The 21,870-nt window shown below is 43.7% G+C and carries 22 protein-coding genes, 1 riboswitch and 1 other annotated feature; of the genes, 8 read left to right on the top strand and 14 right to left on the bottom strand.

The window, feature by feature from the left end; all coding sequences use genetic code 11:
• Window positions 1-53: 53 nt before the first annotated feature.
• From lpxH to ACHFJ9_RS13680, 3 genes are all read left to right on the top strand, one after another.
• On the top strand, window positions 54-791 hold the full coding sequence (gene lpxH / locus ACHFJ9_RS13690; protein ID WP_006743038.1) for a UDP-2,3-diacylglucosamine diphosphatase: 738 nt from the start codon (window positions 54-56) through the stop codon (window positions 789-791).
• Between the two features lie 98 nt (window positions 792-889).
• A complete protein-coding gene (locus ACHFJ9_RS13685; protein WP_005378158.1) occupies window positions 890-2,104 on the top strand; it encodes an EAL and HDOD domain-containing protein in 1,215 nt (404 codons plus the stop codon).
• A gap of 80 nt (window positions 2,105-2,184) precedes the next feature.
• A complete protein-coding gene (locus ACHFJ9_RS13680; RefSeq protein ID WP_317395021.1) occupies window positions 2,185-2,703 on the top strand; it encodes a YchJ family protein in 519 nt (172 codons plus the stop codon).
• Window positions 2,704-2,986: 283 nt separating this feature from the next.
• Here ACHFJ9_RS13680 and hisIE read toward each other — a convergent pair whose 3' ends face one another.
• The 8 genes from hisIE to hisG form a co-directional block, all read right to left on the bottom strand.
• Window positions 2,987-3,622: a bifunctional phosphoribosyl-AMP cyclohydrolase/phosphoribosyl-ATP diphosphatase HisIE gene (gene hisIE / locus ACHFJ9_RS13675; protein WP_005533681.1), complete on the bottom strand. Its 636-nt coding sequence runs from the start codon at window positions 3,620-3,622 to the stop codon at window positions 2,987-2,989.
• Complete coding sequence (hisF, locus tag ACHFJ9_RS13670) at window positions 3,619-4,392, bottom strand: imidazole glycerol phosphate synthase subunit HisF (RefSeq protein WP_004749837.1); 774 nt, start codon at window positions 4,390-4,392, stop codon at window positions 3,619-3,621. Before hisF ends, hisIE begins: the two co-directional genes overlap by 4 nt.
• Window positions 4,374-5,111, bottom strand: coding sequence for a 1-(5-phosphoribosyl)-5-[(5-phosphoribosylamino)methylideneamino]imidazole-4-carboxamide isomerase (gene hisA / locus ACHFJ9_RS13665; protein ID WP_005470302.1), 738 nt, complete (start codon window positions 5,109-5,111; stop codon window positions 4,374-4,376). Before hisA ends, hisF begins: the two co-directional genes overlap by 19 nt.
• 12 nt (window positions 5,112-5,123) lie before the next feature.
• Window positions 5,124-5,738: an imidazole glycerol phosphate synthase subunit HisH gene (hisH, locus tag ACHFJ9_RS13660; RefSeq protein ID WP_006743042.1), complete on the bottom strand. Its 615-nt coding sequence runs from the start codon at window positions 5,736-5,738 to the stop codon at window positions 5,124-5,126.
• A 26-nt stretch (window positions 5,739-5,764) separates the two neighbouring features.
• Complete coding sequence (gene hisB, locus ACHFJ9_RS13655; protein ID WP_395357134.1) at window positions 5,765-6,838, bottom strand: bifunctional histidinol-phosphatase/imidazoleglycerol-phosphate dehydratase HisB; 1,074 nt, start codon at window positions 6,836-6,838, stop codon at window positions 5,765-5,767.
• Between the two features lie 65 nt (window positions 6,839-6,903).
• Window positions 6,904-7,944, bottom strand: coding sequence for a histidinol-phosphate transaminase (gene hisC, locus ACHFJ9_RS13650; protein ID WP_053807212.1), 1,041 nt, complete (start codon window positions 7,942-7,944; stop codon window positions 6,904-6,906).
• A gap of 18 nt (window positions 7,945-7,962) precedes the next feature.
• Window positions 7,963-9,255, bottom strand: coding sequence for a histidinol dehydrogenase (hisD, locus tag ACHFJ9_RS13645; RefSeq protein WP_005390871.1), 1,293 nt, complete (start codon window positions 9,253-9,255; stop codon window positions 7,963-7,965).
• Window positions 9,256-9,260: 5 nt separating this feature from the next.
• Window positions 9,261-10,157 (bottom strand): ATP phosphoribosyltransferase, encoded by an 897-nt coding sequence (gene hisG / locus ACHFJ9_RS13640; protein WP_005390869.1) that lies wholly within the window; start codon window positions 10,155-10,157, stop codon window positions 9,261-9,263.
• Window positions 10,158-10,210: 53 nt separating this feature from the next.
• Window positions 10,211-10,348: a sequence feature (His leader region), on the bottom strand.
• Between the two features lie 365 nt (window positions 10,349-10,713).
• On the opposite strand from hisG, the gene ACHFJ9_RS13635 reads away from it, so the two are divergent.
• Window positions 10,714-11,667, top strand: a complete 954-nt coding sequence (locus ACHFJ9_RS13635; RefSeq protein ID WP_237308458.1) for a sigma-54-dependent Fis family transcriptional regulator — start codon at window positions 10,714-10,716, stop codon at window positions 11,665-11,667.
• Window positions 11,668-11,993: 326 nt separating this feature from the next.
• On the opposite strand, the gene tet(35) is transcribed toward ACHFJ9_RS13635, so the two are convergent.
• A complete protein-coding gene (gene tet(35), locus ACHFJ9_RS13630) occupies window positions 11,994-13,595 on the bottom strand; it encodes a tetracycline efflux Na+/H+ antiporter family transporter Tet(35) (RefSeq protein WP_005390865.1) in 1,602 nt (533 codons plus the stop codon).
• A 109-nt stretch (window positions 13,596-13,704) separates the two neighbouring features.
• Window positions 13,705-13,887, bottom strand: a riboswitch (Lysine riboswitch).
• A 582-nt stretch (window positions 13,888-14,469) separates the two neighbouring features.
• Between tet(35) and ACHFJ9_RS13625 the strand changes: the two genes are divergently transcribed.
• The gene (locus ACHFJ9_RS13625; RefSeq protein WP_005390863.1) at window positions 14,470-14,877 is read left to right on the top strand and encodes an H-NS family nucleoid-associated regulatory protein; all 408 of its coding nucleotides are present in this window, start codon (window positions 14,470-14,472) and stop codon (window positions 14,875-14,877) included.
• 128 nt (window positions 14,878-15,005) lie between these two features.
• Here the strand turns inward: ACHFJ9_RS13625 and ACHFJ9_RS13620 are convergent, their stop codons facing one another.
• Window positions 15,006-16,310 (bottom strand): inosine/guanosine kinase, encoded by a 1,305-nt coding sequence (locus ACHFJ9_RS13620; RefSeq protein ID WP_395357130.1) that lies wholly within the window; start codon window positions 16,308-16,310, stop codon window positions 15,006-15,008.
• 117 nt (window positions 16,311-16,427) lie between these two features.
• Window positions 16,428-16,697: a hypothetical protein gene (locus ACHFJ9_RS13615; protein WP_258666455.1), complete on the bottom strand. Its 270-nt coding sequence runs from the start codon at window positions 16,695-16,697 to the stop codon at window positions 16,428-16,430.
• Window positions 16,698-16,885: 188 nt separating this feature from the next.
• Between ACHFJ9_RS13615 and mnmA the strand changes: the two genes are divergently transcribed.
• The 3 genes from mnmA (at window position 16,886) to purB (ending at window position 20,156) form a co-directional block, all read left to right on the top strand.
• On the top strand, window positions 16,886-18,010 hold the full coding sequence (mnmA, locus tag ACHFJ9_RS13610) for a tRNA 2-thiouridine(34) synthase MnmA (RefSeq protein ID WP_005390857.1): 1,125 nt from the start codon (window positions 16,886-16,888) through the stop codon (window positions 18,008-18,010).
• A 10-nt stretch (window positions 18,011-18,020) separates the two neighbouring features.
• Entirely contained in the window at window positions 18,021-18,638 is a 618-nt protein-coding gene (hflD, locus tag ACHFJ9_RS13605) for a high frequency lysogenization protein HflD (protein WP_006743048.1), read from the top strand.
• A 147-nt stretch (window positions 18,639-18,785) separates the two neighbouring features.
• Window positions 18,786-20,156 carry an adenylosuccinate lyase gene (purB, locus tag ACHFJ9_RS13600; protein ID WP_005390853.1) on the top strand — a complete coding sequence of 457 codons (1,371 nt, stop codon included), beginning with the start codon at window positions 18,786-18,788 and terminating at the stop codon, window positions 20,154-20,156.
• A gap of 115 nt (window positions 20,157-20,271) precedes the next feature.
• Here the strand turns inward: purB and ACHFJ9_RS13595 are convergent, their stop codons facing one another.
• The 3 genes from ACHFJ9_RS13595 to ACHFJ9_RS13585 are packed head-to-tail and all read right to left on the bottom strand — an operon-like array spanning window position 20,272 to window position 21,870.
• The gene (locus ACHFJ9_RS13595) at window positions 20,272-20,805 is read right to left on the bottom strand and encodes a DUF3833 domain-containing protein (RefSeq protein WP_374042708.1); all 534 of its coding nucleotides are present in this window, start codon (window positions 20,803-20,805) and stop codon (window positions 20,272-20,274) included.
• The gene (locus tag ACHFJ9_RS13590) at window positions 20,805-21,398 is read right to left on the bottom strand and encodes a chalcone isomerase family protein (protein WP_046874770.1); all 594 of its coding nucleotides are present in this window, start codon (window positions 21,396-21,398) and stop codon (window positions 20,805-20,807) included. Before ACHFJ9_RS13590 ends, ACHFJ9_RS13595 begins: the two co-directional genes overlap by 1 nt.
• The gene (locus ACHFJ9_RS13585; protein ID WP_395357126.1) at window positions 21,358-21,870 is read right to left on the bottom strand and encodes a DUF2878 domain-containing protein; all 513 of its coding nucleotides are present in this window, start codon (window positions 21,868-21,870) and stop codon (window positions 21,358-21,360) included. Before ACHFJ9_RS13585 ends, ACHFJ9_RS13590 begins: the two co-directional genes overlap by 41 nt.

Here is a 21,870-nt window from a genome sequence, read left to right as displayed (position 1 = left end):
GAATTATTTCTAAGAGATAAGTTAATGGGGAGGCATCGCTTCCCCTTATTTCTATGACAACATTATTTATTTCCGATCTTCACCTCACCCCATCGCGTCCGGATATTACGGAATGTTTTGTGACGTTCATGCGAACAGAAGCAACGAAAGCCGATGCACTTTATGTATTAGGCGATCTGTTCGAGTTTTGGGTTGGAGACGATGACAAAACTCCTTTTGCCAATCAAATCCGTACTGAGTTCCAGCAACTAACAAAGACTGGCGTTCCTGTTTATTTCATTCAGGGCAATCGCGACTTCCTATTGGGAAAACGCTTCTGTAAAGAGACAGGCATTACATTACTGGATGAAGTTAGCCTCATAGACCTTTATGGTACTAAAGCGGTTATTCTCCACGGTGACACCCTGTGTACTGACGACATTGATTATCAAAAATTCCGTAAGACTGTTCATCAACCTTGGTTGCAGTGGCTGTTTAATCACATTCCTTGGTTTATTAAGAAGAAAATTGTCTCAAAAGTTCAATCCGATATTCGCGATGATAAAATGAGCAAGCCTTTAGACATCATGGACGTCAATCAAAATGAAGTCGAGAAAGTGATGTCTCAGAATTGCGTCAACTTAATGATTCATGGTCACACTCATCGCCCGAATACACATTTTTTTGACGTCGATGGCGTTAAAAAGACCCGGATAGTTTTAGGGGATTGGTATACGCAAGGCTCAGTTTTACAAGTAAATTCTGATGGCTTTGACCTACAAACGAGACCATTCATACAGAATTTGCGTTAAGCATGTAGAGCGTGTAGAAGATTCACGCTCAAGTCGTAGATATTTTGTAAAAAATCGCTATTATCATAATACTAAGTTAAACAGAACGAAGTACCTAATTGAAGTATTCTTACGTAGCTCGCCAACCGATTCTGGATAGAGAAAAACGAACCATAGGTTACGAACTTCTCTTTCGAGACGGTCCTAAAAATACCTTCCCTGAAGTAGAACCAGAGCTGGCTACTAGTCGACTGCTATCCGATCATTTTTTGTCGACGCATTACAACACATTAGGGAACAAACTTGGCTTTGTTAACTTTCCGCATCAAAGCTTGGTGAATCTGGTCCCAACTCTGTTTCCCAAAGAGTCTCTCGTCATTGAAGTCCTTGAAGATTGTGAACCGACAGAAGAGTTGCTAGAAGCAATCAAGCACCTTCATGAATGCGGATACAAAATTGCTTTAGATGATTTTGTGCCGACGAAGGCTTGGAAACGTTTTCTTCCATACGTTTCCATGATCAAGTTTGACATTCGACTCGTACCGATTAAGAAAGCCGCTATTTTTATTCAGGCATTAAGCCCATTTAAAATCGACTTTCTTGCGGAAAAAGTAGAGACCTACGAAGAGTTTGAGCAAGCTTTAGAAGCCGGCTTTAACTACTTTCAGGGGTATTTTTTTAGCAAACCTGAGATGATCCAGAAAAAACGGTTGAACCCCGCGTTTCTTACCGTCATCCAGCTGTGTAAAGAGATTGCAGATAAGCCCATCGACTTCAATGAGGTTGAACGTCTGTTTTCGATTGATGTGACGCTGTCATACAAGCTGCTTACTTACGTAAATTCAGGATATACATTAACGACTAAGATTAAGTCGTTCAGACAAGCGCTTATTTATCTGGGTGAAGAGCGACTACGACGCTTTATTTCCTTAGTTGCCATTGCGTCCGTTCAAGAAGATAAACCTGACTCTCTTTACTCTTTAGCGATTCAGCGTGCAAGAATGTGTGAACTGTTACTTAGTCAAATGAACACTAGGTATGACCCTGGGCAGGCTTTTTTGACAGGCATGTTTTCTTTACTCGGATCTTTGCTCGATCAACCGCTCTCGGATGTCATTGAAGATATCCCCGTTGACGAAGATATAAAACTCGCATTAACCAGTCGAAAAGGCGTACTTGGCCACTTACTTTCAATGACGATCGCCTACGAACAAGCAGACTGGGAATTAGCTGAGCGGTATTGCACCGTTCTTAAATTAACCGAGCCTCAATTAGCAGACGCTTTTAATCAATCTACCGAGTGGGCTCAAGAACTGCTGTCTCAAACGCCCTAAACCGCTATAATGCCTCACCTCCAGCCTCGCAATTGTGAGGTTGTTTGTTTTTACCGCTTAATTAATCGAGATTTCATTTTATGGCTTCTTCTTGTCCTTGCTGCTCTAACCGCACCTACCAACAGTGTTGTGAAATTGCCCACAATAACCATGCTGACGTTACCACTCCGGAGCAGTTAATGCGCTCTCGTTACAGTGCGCATGTGTTAGATCTAGTAGATTACGTGGTAAACACGTACCACCCAAGCTGTAATGCAGAAGAACAACGAGAAGGCATTGCCCAATCTATCGACAGCGATTGGTGCAAGCTTGAAGTATTAAAAACAGAAGCTGGCAGTAATGACAATGAAGGCTTTGTCGAGTTTAGCGCTTATTTTGATGAAGACGGCAAACGCTACTGTATGACAGAACGTTCTCGCTTCGTAAAAGAAAATGGGCTTTGGTACTACATTGACGGCACATTTCCTGAAGAAGAGCCAGAAGAAGAAGAACCAGAACAGGATCCACGCTTGAGCCAGCCAGTGAATAGCCTAAAAGTAGGTCGCAACGACCCGTGTATCTGTGGAAGCGGTAAAAAGTTTAAAAAGTGTTGTGGGTAGGCATCCCATCCACTCCTAGCTTATTGAGCTCTCTTTAATGAGATTCCTGATCTCGCCTAGGCTCGTTGGAGTGACGTGAATATATGTACTGGCTTGAAGTAAATAACTCTACTGCAAGCACCATTAGAAAATATACCGTCATTCTGAACAGCGAGGGACGAGTGTGATTCGGAATCTAATCGCCACCAGCACTGTTGCCGGTTTTTGCCCCGAATCAAGAACACTAAATTAAAAAAGCCCCTAGGCTCGAGAGCATAGGGACTTTCACTTATCTATCGCAAGCTTACTTATGACGCTCTTTCAGTTTGTTCACTACGTCATTCATCGATAAGCCTTGGTCTTGAAGCAATACCATTAAGTGATAAATCAAATCTGCAGATTCACACACTAACTCCGCCTTATCGCCCGACGTCGCCGCAAGCGCGACTTCAACGCCTTCTTCGCCAACTTTTTGCGAAATACGCTTGGTGCCACGGGCATAAAGACTGGCAGTATAAGAGGAATCTGGGTCGGCACTCTTGCGGGCAGCCAATAGCTGCTCAAGTTGATGAAGCCACACCATTTGTGACTCCTCTTGAGGGTCCACATCCCAGCAAGTTGTGTTACCCAAGTGACACGTAGGACCAATGGGATTCACTTTCACCAGTAGCGTATCGTTGTCGCAATCGAGCTGCATGTTCACCAATTGCAATACGTTGCCAGAAGTCTCACCTTTCGTCCAAAGACGTTGCTTGGTACGAGAAAAAAACGTCACTTGACCTGTTTCGCCCGTTTTTGCCAACGCATCTTGGTTCATGTAACCCATCATCAGCACTTGGCTTGATTGGAAATCTTGTACGATGGCAGGTACCAGACCATCCACCTTTTCCCAGTTGATTCGCTCAGCTAGCGAACTTACTTCGGCGGCTTTCACACTCATAGTCGTACCTCAATGCCTTGTTGTTTCAAATACTGCTTTAGTTCACCAATATTGATGACTTGCTTGTGGAATACCGATGCGGCAAGCGCGCCATCCACATTTGCTTTTTGGTAGGCTTCTGCGAAGTGCTCCATGGCACCTGCACCACCCGATGCAATCAATGGCACGTTACACACTTCACGCACCATATTAAGTTGTTCAATATCGTAGCCGTTACGCACGCCGTCTTGGTTCATCATGTTAAGTACGATTTCACCAGCGCCGCGTTTTTGTACTTCTTGCACCCAATCACGCGTTTCCCATTGGGTCGCTTTGGTGCGTTCTTCATCACCAGTAAACTGGTAAACCTGATACTTACCTGTCTCTTTGTCGTAGTATGAATCTATACCAACGACGATACATTGCACACCAAACTTATCAGCAAGGTCAGTAATCAACTGAGGGTTCGCCAAGGCAGGAGAGTTAATAGATACCTTATCTGCACCAAACTCAAGAATGCGCGCCGCGTCCTCTGCTGATTTAATGCCACCAGCCACACAGAACGGAATATCAATCACTTCTGCAACGCGAGCGACCCAACTTTTATCAACGACACGCCCATCACTTGAAGCGGTAATATCGTAGAACACAAGCTCGTCAGCGCCTTCTTCAGCATAACGCTGCGCCAGAGGAACGATGTCACCAATGATTTCGTGGTTGCGGAACTGGACGCCCTTCACCACTTGTCCATCACGAACATCAAGACATGGAATTATTCGCTTTGCCAACATGCAAACGCCTCCTCTGCTGTGAACTTACCATCTAACAATGCACGACCAACAATCACACCAGCAACACCGCTGCCTTTTAGCGCTTCGATATCCGCTAATGAGCCGATGCCGCCTGAAGATTGGAACTGCACTTGTGGGTACTGTTTACATAGGTCGACGTAAAGCTCAACGTTTGAACCCGCTAACGTACCGTCACGAGAAATGTCCGTGCAAAGCACGTGTTGTAGACCTACCGTCAGGTAATCGTTGATTAGAGCTTCGATAGTCACGCCTGAGTCTTCTTGCCAACCAGAGATCGCCACTTTACGCGTGCCGTCTTGATCGATGTTGATGTCTAGCGCGAGAACGATTTTCTCTGCGCCGTATTTTTCCATCCAACCTTTCACAAGCTCTGGTTGTTTTACTGCTGTAGAACCAACCACAACACGTTGAGCACCGGCTTCTAACAGATCAATCACGTCTTGCTCTGTACGCACTCCACCACCGATTTGGATGTTCGCTGGCGTGCTTGCGAGTAGCTTTGCAATCAAATCAAGTTGACGTGCTGTCGTGTCTTTCGCGCCAGTTAAATCCACCAAGTGCAGCCAGTTGGCACCTGCTTGGTGGTACAAGTTGAACTGCTCTGCTGGGTCGACTTTGTACTCGGTTACTTGGCCGTAATCACCTTGATAAAGGCGAACCACCTGTCCTTCAATTAAATCAAGAGCTGGAATAATCACACTAAATCCCTTTTATAATTCTAAGAAGTTTTGAATAAGCTTCGCGCCCGCTTTTGAAGAACGCTCTGGGTGGAATTGCACACCATAATAGTTACCGCTTTGAACCGCAGCAGTGAATGGATTTCCGTAATCACATTCAGCAATGGTGTAGTCTCCAACTGGCATCGCAAAGCTGTGCACAAAATAGAAGTACTCACCCTCTTCAATGCCTTTGAACAACGGATTGCCTGCTTTTGCAGAAACGGTATTCCAACCCATATGCGGCAGTGGCAAATCGCCGGTTTGAAGCAGCTTTACTTCGCCATCGCAAAGTCCAAGACACTCAACTAACTCGTCGGCTTTCTGGCCTTTTTCTTGAGACACTTTGCCCAACAGCTGCATGCCTAAACAGATACCTAATAGCGGCTTTTCTACCTGTTTTACCAAGCTGATAAGGTCACGCTCTTCTAGGTTTTTCATCGCTTCGCTGGCGGTTCCCACTCCCGGTAGGAATAACTTATCTGCCGACAATACAACTTGTGGATCTTTTGAAATCGTTACGTCATAGCCTAGGCGTTCAATGGCAAACTTCACCGAAGAAACGTTGGCACAGCCAGTATCGATAATGACAACTTTCTGTTCTGTCACTGTTTTTCTCCTTGCTAACGTTAGCCTTAAAGTACGCCTTTACTACTCGGTAGCTCAGTGCCTTCTACTTTGATTGCTTGGCGCAGAGTACGACCAAACGCTTTAAATAGGCTCTCAATGATGTGGTGATCATTGTTGCCCGCAGAAGAAAGGTGCAGTGTACACGCTAGTGTGTCAGTTAAAGAACGGAAGAAGTGAACTACCATCTCTGTTGAAAGGTCCCCCACTTGCTCACGACTAAACTGCGCGTCGAACTTAAGGTAAGGACGACCAGATAGATCTAGTGCACATTGTGCCAAGCACTCATCCATTGGCAGGCTAAAGCCAAAGCGACCAATACCACGTTTGTCACCCAGTGCTTCTTTCAATGCTTGACCTAACGCAAGAGCGGTATCTTCGACCGTGTGGTGATCATCAATGTGTAGATCACCTTCTACTTTGCACACCATCTGGAATCCACCGTGCGTCGCAATTTGATCCAACATGTGGTCGAAGAAACCAAGACCCGTTGAGATATCGTTACCGCCTTGCTCATCAAGATTAACCGCAACTTTGATGTCCGTTTCTTTCGTGGTACGAATAACTTCAGCAACACGAGCTTTCACCGTCAGATCTTTCAGGATCTGTTTCCAACCCATGGTTTCTGGGTTGTATTGAATACCACGAATTGCCATGTTTTCTGCAAGTTGAAGATCGGTTTGACGATCGCCAATCACGACAGAGTTTTGGAAATCAACTTTGCCACCTTGAAGGTACTCTTTCACCATGCCTAGCTTAGGCTTACGGCAAGAGCAGTTATCTTCTTCAAAGTGAGGACAAATCAACACGTCATCGAACTTCACACCTTGAGACTCGAAGATCTCCATCATCATGTTGTGCGGTGCATCAAAATCAGCTTGTGGGTAGCTGTCAGTACCCAAACCATCTTGGTTAGTGACCATCACTAGACGGTATCCAGCATCCTGCAACGACAACAGGCTTGGGATAACAAATGGCTCTAGTTTTAACTTATCCAAGCAGTCAACTTGGAAATCAATCGGTGGCTCAACAATCAGCGTGCCATCTCGGTCGATAAATAGGATTTTTTGTTGCTTGCTCACTCGAACTTCCTTATTACTAATCTTGTTTCGTTCTCGGCATAAACCGAGAACGTTGAGAATTCTATTTATGAATAGTAGTTTCTAATGAAACCCAGTGTCTTTTCACACTCGTCGCGGTTACCAACACTGATACGCACGCAGTTCTCAATTGGCGAGTTACGCAGGATAATGCCCGTATCCCAAGCGGCTTTGAAAAGAGCATCGCCATCTGGGAATTTCACCAATAAGTAGTTACCCCACCCTTCAAAGACCTCCAGACCCGGAATCATCGACAAACCAACTTGTAAGTAAGCTCGGTTCGCGTTCAAATCGAGAACTTGGAACTTCGCTCGCGCTAATCCTGCTTCTGAGAGCGCTTGAGTAGCAATTTCTGCCACTGGAACTGGGACTGGGTAAGGTGCGATAACTTTAAGAAGTACATTAATCAGCTCTTCGTTCGCAAGCGTAAATCCACAACGCAGACCTGCAAGCGCGAAAGCTTTCGACAGAGTACGCAGAATCGCTAGATTTGGATATTCTGCCAGTAAATCTACTGTTGACGCTTCTGGACAAAAATCAATGTACGCTTCGTCCATGACCACGATTGCGCGGTCTTTTGTCATCTCAAGCAGAGAGACAATATCGTCACGCTTAACTAAGTTACCCGTTGGGTTGTTTGGCGAGCATACGAAAACCAGTTTCACGTTATCTAGATTCGCTTCGATGCCTGCAAGGTCTAGTTGCCAATCTGACGTTAGCGGCACCGTTTTGCGCTCTACACCGATGGTTTCTGCACTGATGGCGTACATACCGTAAGTCGGTGGGCAGTATAAAATCGCGTCTTCACCCGGTTCACAGAAAGCACGAATCAATAACTCAATACCTTCATCTGCTCCGCGAGAAGTCAGCGTTTGTTCTGGCTTCACTCCAGCATACGCGGCGTAAGCAGAAATCAGTTCTTTCGGCTGGCATTCGCTGTAACGATTAAGACGAGCAAAGTCTGTTTTGTATTCATTGTTGAATGGCGATTCGTTGGCGTTCAGCCATACGTCACCTGTTCCACCAATTCGGCGAGCCGAAAGATAAGGTGTTAGTTGTTGGACTTGTTTACGCGCTAGCTTTTCCATCTCATTACTCTCTTATTCTTACTTACTTGCTAATTTTTCTACACGGATAGTAACAGCACGTTTGTGGGCGTCCAGACCTTCTGCTTCAGCCATGGTGACAACCGTTGGCGCAAGATTTTTAAGACCGTCAGCTGAAAGCTCTTGAACCGTCATTCGTTTAGAAAAATCAGCCAAACCTAAGCTTGAATATGTCCGTGTATAACCGTAAGTAGGAAGAACGTGGTTAGTGCCCGATGCGTAATCACCTGCAGATTCAGGCGACCAATCACCAAGGAAGATCGAACCTGCGTTATCTAATAGAGGAAGAAGCTCGCGAGGGTTCTTAGTCTGAACAATTAAGTGCTCAGGACCATAATAATTAGAAATAGAGATTGCTTGGGTGATCGATTCAGCAATAATGATTAAACTCGATGCGAGCGCTTTTTCTGCAATCTCTGAACGAGACAACTCTTTCAATTGACGACGAACGGCATCTGTCACCTGATCTGCAATAATGGCTGATGGCGTCACAAGTACAACTTGAGAGTCAGGTCCATGCTCTGCCTGACTTAGAAGGTCCGCCGCAATAAAATCTGGGTCCGCTGTTTCATCCGCAATCACAAGAACTTCCGAAGGACCCGCTGGCATATCAATCGCTGCGCCACGGAAATCATTGCTCACCTGACGCTTTGCTTCCGTCACGTAAGCGTTACCCGGGCCAAAAATCTTATCAACTTTTGATACGGTCTCTGTACCATATGCCATTGCAGCAACAGCTTGACCACCACCGACGTTGTACACTTCATCAATGCCACACAATTTTGCTACGTAAAGGATCTCGTCAGCGATTGGAGGCGGAGAGCAAAGCACAACTTTACGACAGCCAGCAATTTTCGCAGGCACGCCAAGCATCAAAACCGTCGATGGCAATGGCGCGCTACCACCAGGAATGTACAAACCCACTTTTTGAATTGGACGTGTTACTTGTTCACAAAGCACACCCGGTTGAGTTTCGACTTTAATTGGCTGTGGCTTTTGCGCTTTGTGGAATTTAGAAATATTGGCATAAGCTTGCTCTAATGCGTTTTTCATTGATTCAGACAAGCGCTCTGAAGCGGCTTTAATTTCCTGAGAAGAAACACGAATGGACTCAGGTTTAACGCGATCAAACTTTTCTGTCAGCTCGTTGAGAGCAGAGTCGCCTTCATTTCTAACTTTAGCGATAACCTCAGACACTGCTGCAGTGATATTTGCACCTTCTGCAATAGCAGGACGTTCTAAGATCGAATCTTGCTGCTCTTCACTTAAAGATTGCCAAACGACTGTTCTCATGATGTTTACTCCATCATTTTTTCAATTGGTAGCACTAGGATTGAGCTAGCACCTAACTCTTTTAGCTGTTCCATGGTTTCCCAGAACAGGTTCTCAGAACTCACTAAGTGAACAGCCATTTTCTGCTTATCTGCAGAAAGAGGAAGAACCGTAGGATCCTCAGCACCAGGAAGTAGTGCTTTGATTTGATCGAGCTTTTCAGCTGGCGCGTGAAGCATGATGTACTTAGACTCTTTCGCTTGTTGTACGCCTTGCATGCGAGTCAGTAGTTTTTCAATCAGTGCTGTTTTGTCTGCATCAAACTCACCGATACGTTGAATCAGCGTCGCTTTAGATTTAAAGATCACTTCCGCTTCTTTTAAGCCATTCGCTTCTAACGTTGCGCCAGTCGATACCAAATCAGCAATAGCGTCAGCTAGACCTGCGCGAGGTGCAACTTCTACAGAGCCAGTTAGCATACATGTGGAGAATGGAACGCCTGCTTCATCCATGTAAGCTTTTAGGAGTTGAGGGTAAGTTGTGGCAATACGCTTACCGGCTAAGTCTTGTGGACCGTTGTACTCTTCATCCTTGTCGATAGCGATAGACAAGCGACAACCGCCAAAGTCAAGTCGACGAAGTTGTACAAACTCACATGGTTCACCCAGAGCTTTACGATCTAGACGAACTTCTTCCAATTCATTTTCACCAATGAAACCTAAGTCAACAACACCATCCATGATCAAGCCAGGGATGTCATCGTCACGAACCAAAAGCAAATCAATTGGCATGTTCTCCGAGTGAACCACTAAACGCTCACCCATTACATTAAATTTTACGCCGCACTGTTTTAGCAGAGCTTGGCTCTCTTTGCTAAGGCGACCTTTTTTCTGAATTGCGATTCTTAAGCGTTGTGTTTGCATTGCTTTTTCCCTGTGCAAGATTTTGATATCTAAGTAATTTTTGGATTAATAAAACTAAAAAACCCTCGAGAGATTGGAGTCTCCCGAGGGTTTAAAATCTGCTTTTACTTTGATTTCACCTCCGGGAGTTTCCTGCCTCCCGGGTATGCGCACATCGCCCGAAAGACTAGATTGGGTGATGATGGTGATGAATGTTCATTACAAAATTACGCATACTTATTTAAGGCTCTATTGAGTTGCTTTGTTAGTAACCACACTAACCAAGGATTCTATATTTTTCAATACTGAATTTAGCATTTTCTAACTATTTTTTATAATTACTTGATTTTAAAGGATTTAAATTTACTTTCAGTTGAGTATCTGGGTAGAAATTAGGTTTCTATTCAACCCTATTCTTAAAGAAAAAGAAGAATAGTATGAATTTTCATCAAAACAACTATTTAGATCTCACCGCCCTTAGTAATTGACATAATTCTCAATAGAGAGACATCCACTCACGTTTGAGACGACTCATTCAAAACTATTATTTTAGTGGGGCAAAAAATAGTGATTAACCATGAAACTGCGTAACGGTAGTAACAAACAAGCTGTGGATTTCAGCGATACAGCACTATACCCATTAATCGGCAATAGTGCATGTATCCAAGAACTTCGCACGGCAATCCAAAAGTACGCTCAATGTGATGCTGAAGTACTCATTCAGGGTGAAACAGGGGTGGGCAAAGGTCTCTGTGCTCGTCTTATTCATCAGTTGTCGAACAGACACTCGGCACCTTTTGTTGAAGTTAACTGCGGCGCAATTCCAAGTGGTCTTATTGCGTCCGAACTTTTCGGTCACGAAAAAGGAGCATTTACAGGAGCGATTTCAGATCGTATCGGTTTTATTCAAAAAGCGCATAAAGGTACCCTATTCCTAGATGAGATTGGTGATATGCCGCCGGATCTACAAATCCACCTTCTGCACTTTTTAGAGAGTAAGCAAATCCATAAAGTCGGCGCTGATAAATTCATTGACGTGGACTGTAGAGTCATTGCTGCGAGCCACGTGGATTTGAAAAATGAGGTTGTACAAGGTGGATTCCGTGAAGATTTATTCTATCGGCTTAATATCTTGCCATTAACCATTCCTCCACTGAGAAAGCGTGGGAAAGATATCCTTATGTTATCAGAACACTTCTTAACAGATTTGTCTCATGGTCAGGTACAAAAAATGTCGGATAAAGTGAAAGCCAAGCTCCTCAAGCATCGTTGGCCAGGTAACGTAAGAGAACTGCGAAATGTAATTCAACGAGCGATTGTCATGTGTGAAGATCACACGCTTCTCGTCGCTGATTTGGGCCTTGATAATAATGAAAGGCAATTACTCCCTTCAGTGGACCAAATTGATCTCGACTACCTACTGCAAGCTATCGAAGAAAATAAGCACAATATGAGTGCGGCTGCACGTCACCTTGGTATTTCAAGAACAACGCTTTATCGTCTAATAAAGAAATACAACTTAAATGTTTAGTTGCTGTACAGGTGTAACGTGACACTGTGTAACAGACAACTCATCATATATCATTTACTTAGCCCCTCATCATAAACCTCTTGATATTACCGCCTTTAAAATCAACAACTTAAACTAGGCATAGTCTTTGCTTAGAGCTAAGAAGAAGTCGGTTGATAGATTTTCTATCACAGCACAGAAAGGAGTGCTCAGAACACAAATAGCTCGCTTTTAACACGAAACGATTATCCCCAAAAACGCGATTGCCCCCCTCACCTAAATCGCGTTAAAAAAAAGCTCCGCTAAATTTAGCGGAGCTTCCTCTTTATTAAAAATACTGAGCTGTACTAGACATTTTGGCACGATGCCATTTTAGACTTCGACAACCAAGAAAGTGCTCCACATACAATAATAAATGTGATTGATGCAGCGATGAATGAGAATGCAATTGACGCAGTCATCCCCAAAGTAATGAAGCCAACACAGGAAACTAGCGCCACGGACAATGCATAAGGCAACTGGGTCGATACATGATCAATATGATTACAACGTGCACCAGTCGACGACAGAATAGTGGTATCGGAGATAGGTGAACAATGGTCACCAAAAACGGCACCGGCTAAAACTGCACTTAGCATTGGGAGCATTAGCGCAAGATCGGTTGCACCAGCCATATCACCCGCGATTGGAAGCATAATGCCGAACGTACCCCAAGAAGTACCTGTTGAAAATGCCATTAGACCAGACAACAAGAATAGGATAACTGGTAGCCAATGTGGATTGATATTGCCCTGAGCCATTGTAGAAAGGTAAGAACCCGTCTTCATGTCACCGATAACCGAACCGATAGTCCAAGCAAATACTAGGATTAGAATCGCTCCAAACATAGACTTAGCACCAATCCAAAGTGTGCGTGCAATTTCACCCATTGGAAGACCTTGCTTCACAACAGTAAATAATGCGACAGCTAAGCCAAGCAAGCTACCGTAGATTAGTGATGTGCCTACATCTGTATTTTCAAACGCACCTAGAAGCGCAAACTCTTTGCCGTCAGCCGCCAATGCTTGGCCACCCGTGTAAAGCATAGAAGCGATAGTCGCAATAATCAGCGTCACGATAGGAAGTACCAAGTCTGACACTTTACCCTTTTCGCTTTCACGGATATCTAGCTCTTCGTTTAGATCATGCGCTTCTTGCGAGTCGTTTTCTTTGTCTTTATCAAAGCCGCGGCCTTGAGATGCAGAGATTTCATGCTCACGCATCTTACCGATATCGAGGCCAAACCACGCCACAGCAAACACCATAAGCAGTGCAAAAACTGCGTAGAAGTTCATTGGAATAAGACGAACGTACGCGCCAAGAGCCGAATACTCAGTGATCCCATGTGAGACTAAGATACCGCCGATGATCGTAATAATGTAAGCACCCCAGCTAGAAGCAGGCATGATCACACACATTGGTGCAGCAGTTGAGTCTAGAATGTATGCAAGCTTCGCGCGAGACACATAAAAACGATCGGTTACTGGACGAGAAATGGCACCAACAGCAAGACTGTTAAAGTAATCGTCGACAAAAATGAATACGCCTAAAAAGGCAGCAAGAAGTTTGGAGCCGCGTTTACTCTTCACTCGAGATTGTGCCCATTCGGCAAATGCACGAGTACCACCAGATAGCGTTAATAATGCAGTTGTCATACCTAATAAGATTAGGAAACCAACAATGCTCATGTTCCAAGTGTTAATTCCGCCATCTTCAATAAAGACAGAAGAAACTTGAGAACTCACGTAACTAACGGTATCACCGATAGACCAGCTATTAAGTAGAACCGCACCCAGCACGATACCTACACCTAAGGAAACTAATACACGTCGAGTCAGAATCGCCAAAGTCAAAGCGACAATAGGTGGCAATAATGAAACAGGAGAACTAGAAAAATCTATTAAATTCATGATCTTCAAAAACCAAAGTTTGGCTAGAGATCTACTGCAGACAAGTCACGTAGCATACGATACGTGCTCATGTTGAACTTAGCGACAGGGAAGCGAACACTCCACCCAACCCTACAGTAGCGCTCCATAGTTTAATGTGAATATATACTATGGCAGTGTTGTTCCTTTCAGATACAACCCCAGCAAGTAACTTTGATGAGTTACTTACTTCGGCAATCTTCGCCTTCCACTATTATTCATTGGCATCACCCCAATAATAGCTACTCTTCGAGACCGCGCCTCTACGGCAACAACAAACAATTAACCACTAACTGTACAAATTAACAACAAATTGTCTGCAATATTGCATCAGGTAGCAGCCATTGTACTTATGATGAGAGTCAATGCAACACATCAAACTAAATTAAACAAATAAATAATGACTGAGATAATTTATAAACCTTGTCTACTTCAAGTTAGTTTTGTGCAACTGAAATCACATCAATTTTGTTATTTATGAAACATTATTACTACCTTAAAAATATCATGGTTTATCTTGTATCAATAAATTAAGGATATATGACACTCCATCAAAGATGGACGCTTCATATTTTTAAGTAATAACTCAACTTTTTTTATAAAAACCAAGCTGGCTCTATCTCTATACAATAACGAGTGTTGATTTCAATTCTCATCTAATAAGATTTATTTCGAGTGTAATAATATTTATTGCTTTAAAAAAATAGCTAAATTTAAACAAAATCTTGATTTAGTATTTGCACATAAGGAAAAGATAAAGTTAAATATAAGGACTCTTTGTTTATTTATAGATTGGCATTATTTAATCGTAACGATAAAAAGTGCCCAACACATTAACCTTTTAATAGGAATCGTTATGTCAGAGCTGACTAAAACCCTTCTAAATATCCGTAGCCTTCGTGCATTTTCTCGTGAGCTGACTCTAGAACAATTGGAAGAAGCTCTAGATAAACTAACTACTGTCGTAGAAGAGCGTCGTGAAGCAGAAGAAGCAGAACGTGCAGCACAAGCTGAGCAAGAAGCTAAGCTAGCAGAGATCGCAGAGAAAATTGCTCAAGACGGTATTGACGTAGAAGCGCTTATTACTGCGCTATCTGGCGAAACTAAGACGAAAGGCAAAGCGAAGCGTGCACCTCGTCCAGCTAAATACAAATACACAGACTCAAACGGTAATGAGAAGACTTGGACAGGCCAAGGTCGTACACCTTCTGCAATTCAAGAGCAACTTGATGCAGGTAAATCTCTGGATGATTTCCTGATCTAAATTCGCGCTATTTTTTAAAAGGCTCCTATTGGGAGCCTTTTTTATTTGTAATGATCCAAATAAAAAAGGCGCATTTTTTAATGCGCCTTTTACTTTAGTTATAGAATGGTTAATTAAACTACTGTGTATTAACGTTCCCAGTATGCTTCTTCTAGGCTATCTTCTCGCTCAGGAAGCCCACGTGACAAACGTGGAGAATGTTGCACGAGAACTTCGTAGCTCGCACGGTTTGCGTATTTACATACTTGAGAAAAAGAAGAGTAAGTTAAATATTCGTTACTGTGCTTGCTTGAATTAGGCACATTTTCTTTATGGTATTTGTTTGCCGCCATATCATGAAGAACAGCAGATAACGCAGCATCACCTGCACCATTGGTATTCTTGATTTTTTCTGGACCACCCATATATGGCGAGATATGTGAGTACACTTTTATTGGTGTTTCACATGTATCTTTTTTCGCCGGACGACTAAATTCATAGCGATTAAATTCAGCGATTGACCCCGGAAGTAATGGTAAAGAAGTTTCGCGCTTCGCGCTGTCTTCCGTATAACCCGCCATAAATAGGCCTACAGGCCCCGCGGTGCACAATACTAGATCTGCCCACTCCAGTGTTTTATCAGATGCAGCAAGTGGGTCTGACTCACCCGTCAGTGCTTCTGCTTCATCTTCATTCATCGCAACGACTGAAACGTTATCTCGAATGAATTCTTGCCAATATTTCGGGTCATCTTGAATAACGAACTTAGTCCCAAGAGTCAGAACAACAGGTACATCATTCTTTTTCGCGTACTCAATCGCTTTCATTGTTGCTTCAGGCATTGGGTCGCCTTCTTTACAACGTACTAAGTATGACGTTAGTACAAGCGCCGATGCATTTTTAAAGATTTTTTCTGGAATGCTATCAGGATGCAGTTGGTTCATTTGCCCTTCACTGATCGCAAAAGTACGTTCACCATCTTCTGTAATAAGAGCGAAACAACGACCGATAGCGCCATCAACACCTTGTAGGTAGTTCAAGTCCATGCGGCTTGATGTATTACAAAGGTAACGGTAGCCATAGCTGCCAATTTTGATATCCTGGCTCATCACTCCAAGCAGCGTAGAGCGATCATCTGCTAGCACAGAGTAGTTGTGTAGCGTGTTACCAATTGTGCCACCTGCATACTCATTGGTAATTAAGTTCTCTTCTTTAAGTTGCTGGTACAACTCTTCTGCTCTTTCGTCATCAATAACCAAAGAGTGACCTTTACTCAGACCGTACTTTTCAATCACATCCGTTGTAACTTTAACTTCAATATCAACCAAAGTTTGGTCAATACCAATGATGTGAGTGCGCGTCATCTTCTTGCTTTCTTGTGCTTGGCTCACCAGCGGGTCACGAGCATGAACAGGAAAATAGTGCTTCGATTTGCGTTGTCCAGGAAATTTCATATTGTCAGTCTGAGTAAGGGGATGAAAAGGAGAACGGATTCTATACCGCTAATAATAAAGCGGCAATAAAAGCAATTATAGCAAACGTTTGCTAGCCACTTTTTTCTTCTAGACTCCTTATTCACCTTCCATAAAACTTAGATCTGGCAGTTGCTCAAGGTGCTCGCAGTAACGCTTTAGGTTGAACTCACCTTCATTTTTCATCACATCGAAAATTTCAATCGACATGGCACATGCCATCATTGCAACCGCTTCTTCTCTAGGTGTCCCTGTCATCATTAAGCGCATTAGCGTCTCTTTAACTTTTAATGGATTGCCGTCCTCAAGTTGGTTTTCAACAATTTCAATCAACTCGGCTTCTTGCATAAACTGGTTTTCTTCGTTCATTTGGACTTTCCTCTTGGATTTTTGCAAACTATGCCATATATACCTCTTCTATACTTGCGAAATTGCCCGTTCGAATTTCTGTTGAAGAAAAATGCAGCGAAACGAATTGTGATTTCGATCTCGGATCTGTCACCGGTCTGTGGATTCTGATAGAATCTGCATCCCGTTTATTTAAGTGGTGTTTAGTAATGTCTGATAACAGCCAAAAGAAAGTCATCGTCGGTATGTCCGGCGGCGTTGATTCATCTGTTTCTGCGTATCTTCTCAAGCAACAAGGCTACCAAGTAGAAGGCCTGTTCATGAAGAACTGGGAAGAAGATGACAACGAAGAATATTGTACAGCAGCAGAAGATCTTGCTGATGCTCAGGCAGTATGTGACAAGCTAGGCATTCATCTACACACCATCAACTTTGCTGCCGAATACTGGGATAACGTATTTGAGTACTTCCTTGCTGAATACAAAGCGGGTCGTACACCGAACCCTGACATTCTTTGTAACAAAGAAATCAAGTTCAAAGCGTTCCTAGAATTCGCTGATGAAGTGCTTGATGCTGACTACATTGCAATGGGTCACTACGTACGTCGCTCTTTCCCGGATAACGGTGAGAAACCAGCGATGTTGCGTGGCCTAGATGGCAACAAAGACCAGAGCTACTTTCTATATACACTAAGCCACGAACAAATTGGCCGTAGCCTCTTCCCTGTTGGTGATTTAGAGAAACCTGAAGTACGCCGTATTGCGGAAGAGCAAGGTTTAGTAACAGCGAAGAAGAAAGACTCGACAGGTATTTGTTTCATCGGTGAGCGTAAATTTACCGACTTCCTAGGTCGTTACCTTCCTGCTCAGCCTGGTAATATCGAAACGCCAGAAGGCGAAGTGATCGGTCAACACCAAGGTTTGATGTACCACACACTAGGTCAGCGTAAAGGTCTACACATCGGTGGCCGTAAAGGCGGCGGTGGTAACGAAGAGCCGTGGTTTGTTGGTGAAAAAGACCTAGAGCGTAACGTGCTAATCGCAGTCCAAGGTAAAGACCACCCGATGCTAAAATCAGAAGGTCTACTTGCGTCACAACTTCACTGGGTAGATCGTGAGCCAATTCGCGATGTTATGAAGTGCACCGTGAAAACTCGTTACCGTCAGGAAGATATTCCTTGTACAATCATCCCGATCGATGATGAAAACATTAAAGTGATCTTTGATGAACCACAAATTGCAGTAACGCCTGGTCAATCAGCAGTGTTTTATAAAGATGACGTATGTCTAGGTGGCGGCATCATCGAGCAACGCATTAAATATTCTCAAGCTTAGGAGTCGTTACGTGGCGAATACACTTTATGACCGTACTATCGCTTTCGCTGGTATTTGCCAAGCTGTCGCTTTGGTTCAACAAGTTGCGAGAAACGGGCATTGTGATCAAGATGCTTTTGAAACATCAATTAACGCTATTTTGAACACAAACCCTGCTAACACCGTTGGCGTATTCGGTCGCGAAGCCGATCTAAAGCTCGGTCTGGAGTGTCTGGTTAAAGGGATTGATAGCACCCCATCAGGCAGTGAGATCACTCGTTACATCATTAGCTTAATGGCGCTAGAGCGTAAGTTAAGCGCTCGCAACGATGCCATGTCCCAGCTTGGTGACCGTATCCAAATGGCCAAACGTCAGTCAGAGCATTTTGAGCTGCTAGATGATCAAATGATCAGCAATTTAGCAAGCATCTACTTGGATGTTGTTAGCCCTATTGGACCACGCATTCAAGTAACAGGCACGCCTTCTGTACTGCAACAAACGGCAAGCCAACACAAAGTCCGTGCTCTACTGCTATCTGGTATTCGTAGTGCCGTTCTGTGGCGCCAAGTAGGCGGTAAACGTCGTCATCTAATTTTTGGCCGAAAGAAAATGGTCGAACAGGCTCAAATCCTGTTAGCCAGAATATAGAATACTCTGCTAGCTCGCGTTTATCGCGAGCTACTTTTTTTCGAATAAAACAAATCCCGCGCAAACGTTTGCGCAATATTCGTGACAATTGCCACAGTTATTGGTATAACGCTCACGAAATTTAGAAACCCAATTCAGGAGAACATCATGGAACTGTCAGCATTGACTGCTGTTTCACCAGTAGACGGCCGTTACGGAAGTAAGACGATTGCGTTACGCGAAATTTTCAGCGAGTACGGTCTACTAAAATACCGTACTATCGTAGAAATTCGTTGGCTACAGAAGCTAGCGGCTACTGCTGAAATTGCAGAAGTGCCAGCATTCAGCGCAGAAGCTAACCAATTCCTAGACGACCTTGCTGCTAACTTCTCTGAAGAAGATGCACGCCGTATTAAAGAAATCGAGCGTACAACTAACCACGACGTTAAAGCGGTTGAGTACTTCTTAAAAGAGAAAGTAGCAGACGTTCCTGAACTGCACGCTGTTAATGAGTTCTTCCACTTTGCATGTACTTCTGAAGACATCAATAACACCTCTCATGCGTTAATGCTAAAAGAAGCACGTGAGCAAGTGATTCTTCCAGAAATCCGTAACCTAATTGACGCTATCAAAGCACTCGCAGTTGAATACCGCGACATTCCTCTTCTATCTCGTACACACGGCCAGCCTGCTTCTCCATCTACAATGGGTAAAGAAATGGCAAACGTGGCGTACCGTATGGAGCGTCAATTCAAGCAAATCGAAAACGTTGAGATCCTAGCGAAAATCAACGGTGCAGTAGGTAACTACAACGCACACCTTTCTGCTTACCCAGAGCTAGATTGGCACAAGTTCTCTGAAGAATTCATTACAGAGTCTCTAGGCGTAACTTGGAACCCTTACACAACACAAATCGAGCCGCATGATTACATCGCTGAGCTGTTCGACGCTATCGCTCGTTTCAACACTATCCTGATTGACTTCGATCGTGACGTTTGGGGTTACATTGCATTAGGCCACTTTAAGCAAAAAACCATTGCTGGTGAGATCGGTTCTTCAACAATGCCGCACAAAGTTAACCCAATCGACTTTGAAAACTCTGAAGGTAACCTAGGTCTTGCGAACGCAGTATTCGGCCACCTAGCACAAAAGCTGCCTATCTCTCGTTGGCAACGTGACCTAACTGACTCAACGGTTCTACGTAACCTTGGTGTTGGTGTTGGCTACGCAATCATCGCTTACACTTCTACGCTAAAAGGTATCAGCAAGCTAGAAGTAAACCGTGAAGCACTTCTTGCTGAACTAGACAAGAACTGGGAAGTACTAGCTGAGCCAGTACAAACAGTTATGCGTCGTTACGGCATCGAGAAGCCATACGAGAAACTAAAAGAGCTAACTCGTGGTAAGCGTGTAGACGGCGAAGCAATGCGCAACTTCATCGACGGTCTTGAGCTTCCAGAACACGAGAAAGCACGTCTGAAAGAGATGACGCCAGCGAACTACATTGGTCAAGCGGTTGAGCTGACAGATAAGCTGTAATCACACCTTGATGATCTGCAATTGAAAAGGTTGACGTGAAAGCGTCAACCTTTTTAGTTAGGAAGAAATAATTTCGGTTATTTGGTAGTAATGCAGAGGATAAACCCCTCAACTATTATGGCTGTTTTTGGAAGAATAAGGTTATTGTCCCGACCTCTATACCAAACTTTTTAATTTTGGTGAGGTTGAAAACATGCTTCTCGTCCTGACGATAAAGCCAATCATCAAAAGCGACCGTTACTGTTGAGTCATCCATTTGCAACTCAAAGTCATACCGCCACTGCAACGCATTGCCTTGCTCAGCCCCTGTTGCTACACCAATAATATCCTCTGCTTTACCTTCATAGCGTCCATCTTCTAATTTGGTAATAACCCAAATTCGCTGGTCAACTTCTCCATCATCAAACACAAAGTCTTCCACCAGCGTCAACGTGTTACCTTCCACAGTACCCACGATGTCGACTTCAAAACGACGAGTTTGTTGTTCAGTGTAATCTTGGACCATCCCCCACGCCTTTGTTTCGCCTTCAAAATAGCCGAATAAATCAAAAGTCGGTGTAGATGATTGATAATTATCGATACCTGCTGAGCATGCTGAAAGTAAGGCCGCAGCAGCCAAGGCGACTGATTTTAAAATTCGTTTAAGCACTATCTAACCTGCCCTATTAATTGTTTTCGAAGTTTTGGGAACTCTGTATTAGGTGACAACCATATAGACAAAAACGCATCGTTCATTCGCTCATCTTGAACGAAGCCGACTGTCTTGATTTGTGCAATGCCAGCTTGTCGGTAAAGAAGCTGACCAGTTTTACCATCGGTTAAGTAAGTAAGCTCATCCCCTTTTTTTATATCAGGGAACATACGGTTTAGTTCACTGATCCAACTTTTTCGATATGATTCAGTAAAACCAAGTTTTGCCCATTGCTCATCAGTTACATCAAGCAACTGCTGCTTGCTGATGTCTCTTTGATAGTTAATTTCCAATGCCAGAGGGTGTGGTGATACATCGCCATTTACAATGAACTTTCCATCGGGTGCTTTTAGTCGAGACTGATATATATCGAAGATGAACCATGTGAGTTGTGCCTCACCGACAGTTTTCCACCCCTCCCAACTCGACATCTTATCTGCGTTTTCACTGTTTCCAACTGGCTGAGCTTGTAGAGCAAAGGAGCCCATAACTACTAGAGAAGCAACTACCTTAATCAGCCTCTGGGTTAAATCTCTCTTCAAGCTTTTCATATCCGTATACCTTGAGTATCAAAAGCGTCATGGCAAACCATTCAGCAAATAGAATGACCAACGTAACGCTGGTATTAAATCCATATTCAACGACTTGGAGCTTGTATCCGGCGTAGTAACTGACGGTTCCTCCAACACCACCTACAATTGATACGTAGATTTTTGGGAAACGGTACAAAACAGGCTTGAGCTGATAGGCATACCAAGAGAACAAAATCCAAAGGCACAACAACCAAATGGGTAGCCATTGTGTTGGAAACACAAAAACAGAAAACTGTTGATTGAGCGTATCGAGCACTACACCCGCCAAAACGATACTCGCGATGTGCTTCAAGGCAGAAGCGTCCGTCCTCCAACAATAGACAAGAGTAATAAATGTTAAGATCAGTGTTAGCCACTGCCATTGATAGGTCCCAAGCACTGCAGAGAACCAACAGAGCTGGAACCATGTAGAGGCAATCAGCAACTTCAT

The sequence above is a fragment of the Vibrio sp. D3 genome, assembly GCF_043995865.1.
GTDB classification, from domain to species: domain Bacteria; phylum Pseudomonadota; class Gammaproteobacteria; order Enterobacterales; family Vibrionaceae; genus Vibrio; species Vibrio diabolicus.
This window is presented reverse-complemented; position numbering and strand designations above follow the sequence as displayed.

Coding starts and splice junctions, on each gene's coding strand:
- lpxH (WP_006743038.1), top strand. CDS start 54: ATGACAACATTATTTATTTCCGATCTTCACCTCACCCCATCGCGTCCG.
- ACHFJ9_RS13680 (WP_317395021.1), top strand. CDS start 2,185: ATGGCTTCTTCTTGTCCTTGCTGCTCTAACCGCACCTACCAACAGTGT.
- hisIE (WP_005533681.1), bottom strand. CDS start 3,622: ATGAGTGTGAAAGCCGCCGAAGTAAGTTCGCTAGCTGAGCGAATCAAC.
- hisF (WP_004749837.1), bottom strand. CDS start 4,392: ATGTTGGCAAAGCGAATAATTCCATGTCTTGATGTTCGTGATGGACAA.
- hisC (WP_053807212.1), bottom strand. CDS start 7,944: ATGGAAAAGCTAGCGCGTAAACAAGTCCAACAACTAACACCTTATCTT.
- hisD (WP_005390871.1), bottom strand. CDS start 9,255: ATGAGAACAGTCGTTTGGCAATCTTTAAGTGAAGAGCAGCAAGATTCG.
- hisG (WP_005390869.1), bottom strand. CDS start 10,157: ATGCAAACACAACGCTTAAGAATCGCAATTCAGAAAAAAGGTCGCCTT.
- ACHFJ9_RS13635 (WP_237308458.1), top strand. CDS start 10,714: ATGAAACTGCGTAACGGTAGTAACAAACAAGCTGTGGATTTCAGCGAT.
- ACHFJ9_RS13625 (WP_005390863.1), top strand. CDS start 14,470: ATGTCAGAGCTGACTAAAACCCTTCTAAATATCCGTAGCCTTCGTGCA.
- ACHFJ9_RS13620 (WP_395357130.1), bottom strand. CDS start 16,310: ATGAAATTTCCTGGACAACGCAAATCGAAGCACTATTTTCCTGTTCAT.
- ACHFJ9_RS13615 (WP_258666455.1), bottom strand. CDS start 16,697: ATGAACGAAGAAAACCAGTTTATGCAAGAAGCCGAGTTGATTGAAATT.
- mnmA (WP_005390857.1), top strand. CDS start 16,886: ATGTCTGATAACAGCCAAAAGAAAGTCATCGTCGGTATGTCCGGCGGC.
- purB (WP_005390853.1), top strand. CDS start 18,786: ATGGAACTGTCAGCATTGACTGCTGTTTCACCAGTAGACGGCCGTTAC.
- ACHFJ9_RS13590 (WP_046874770.1), bottom strand. CDS start 21,398: ATGAAAAGCTTGAAGAGAGATTTAACCCAGAGGCTGATTAAGGTAGTT.
- ACHFJ9_RS13585 (WP_395357126.1), bottom strand. CDS start 21,870: ATGAAGTTGCTGATTGCCTCTACATGGTTCCAGCTCTGTTGGTTCTCT.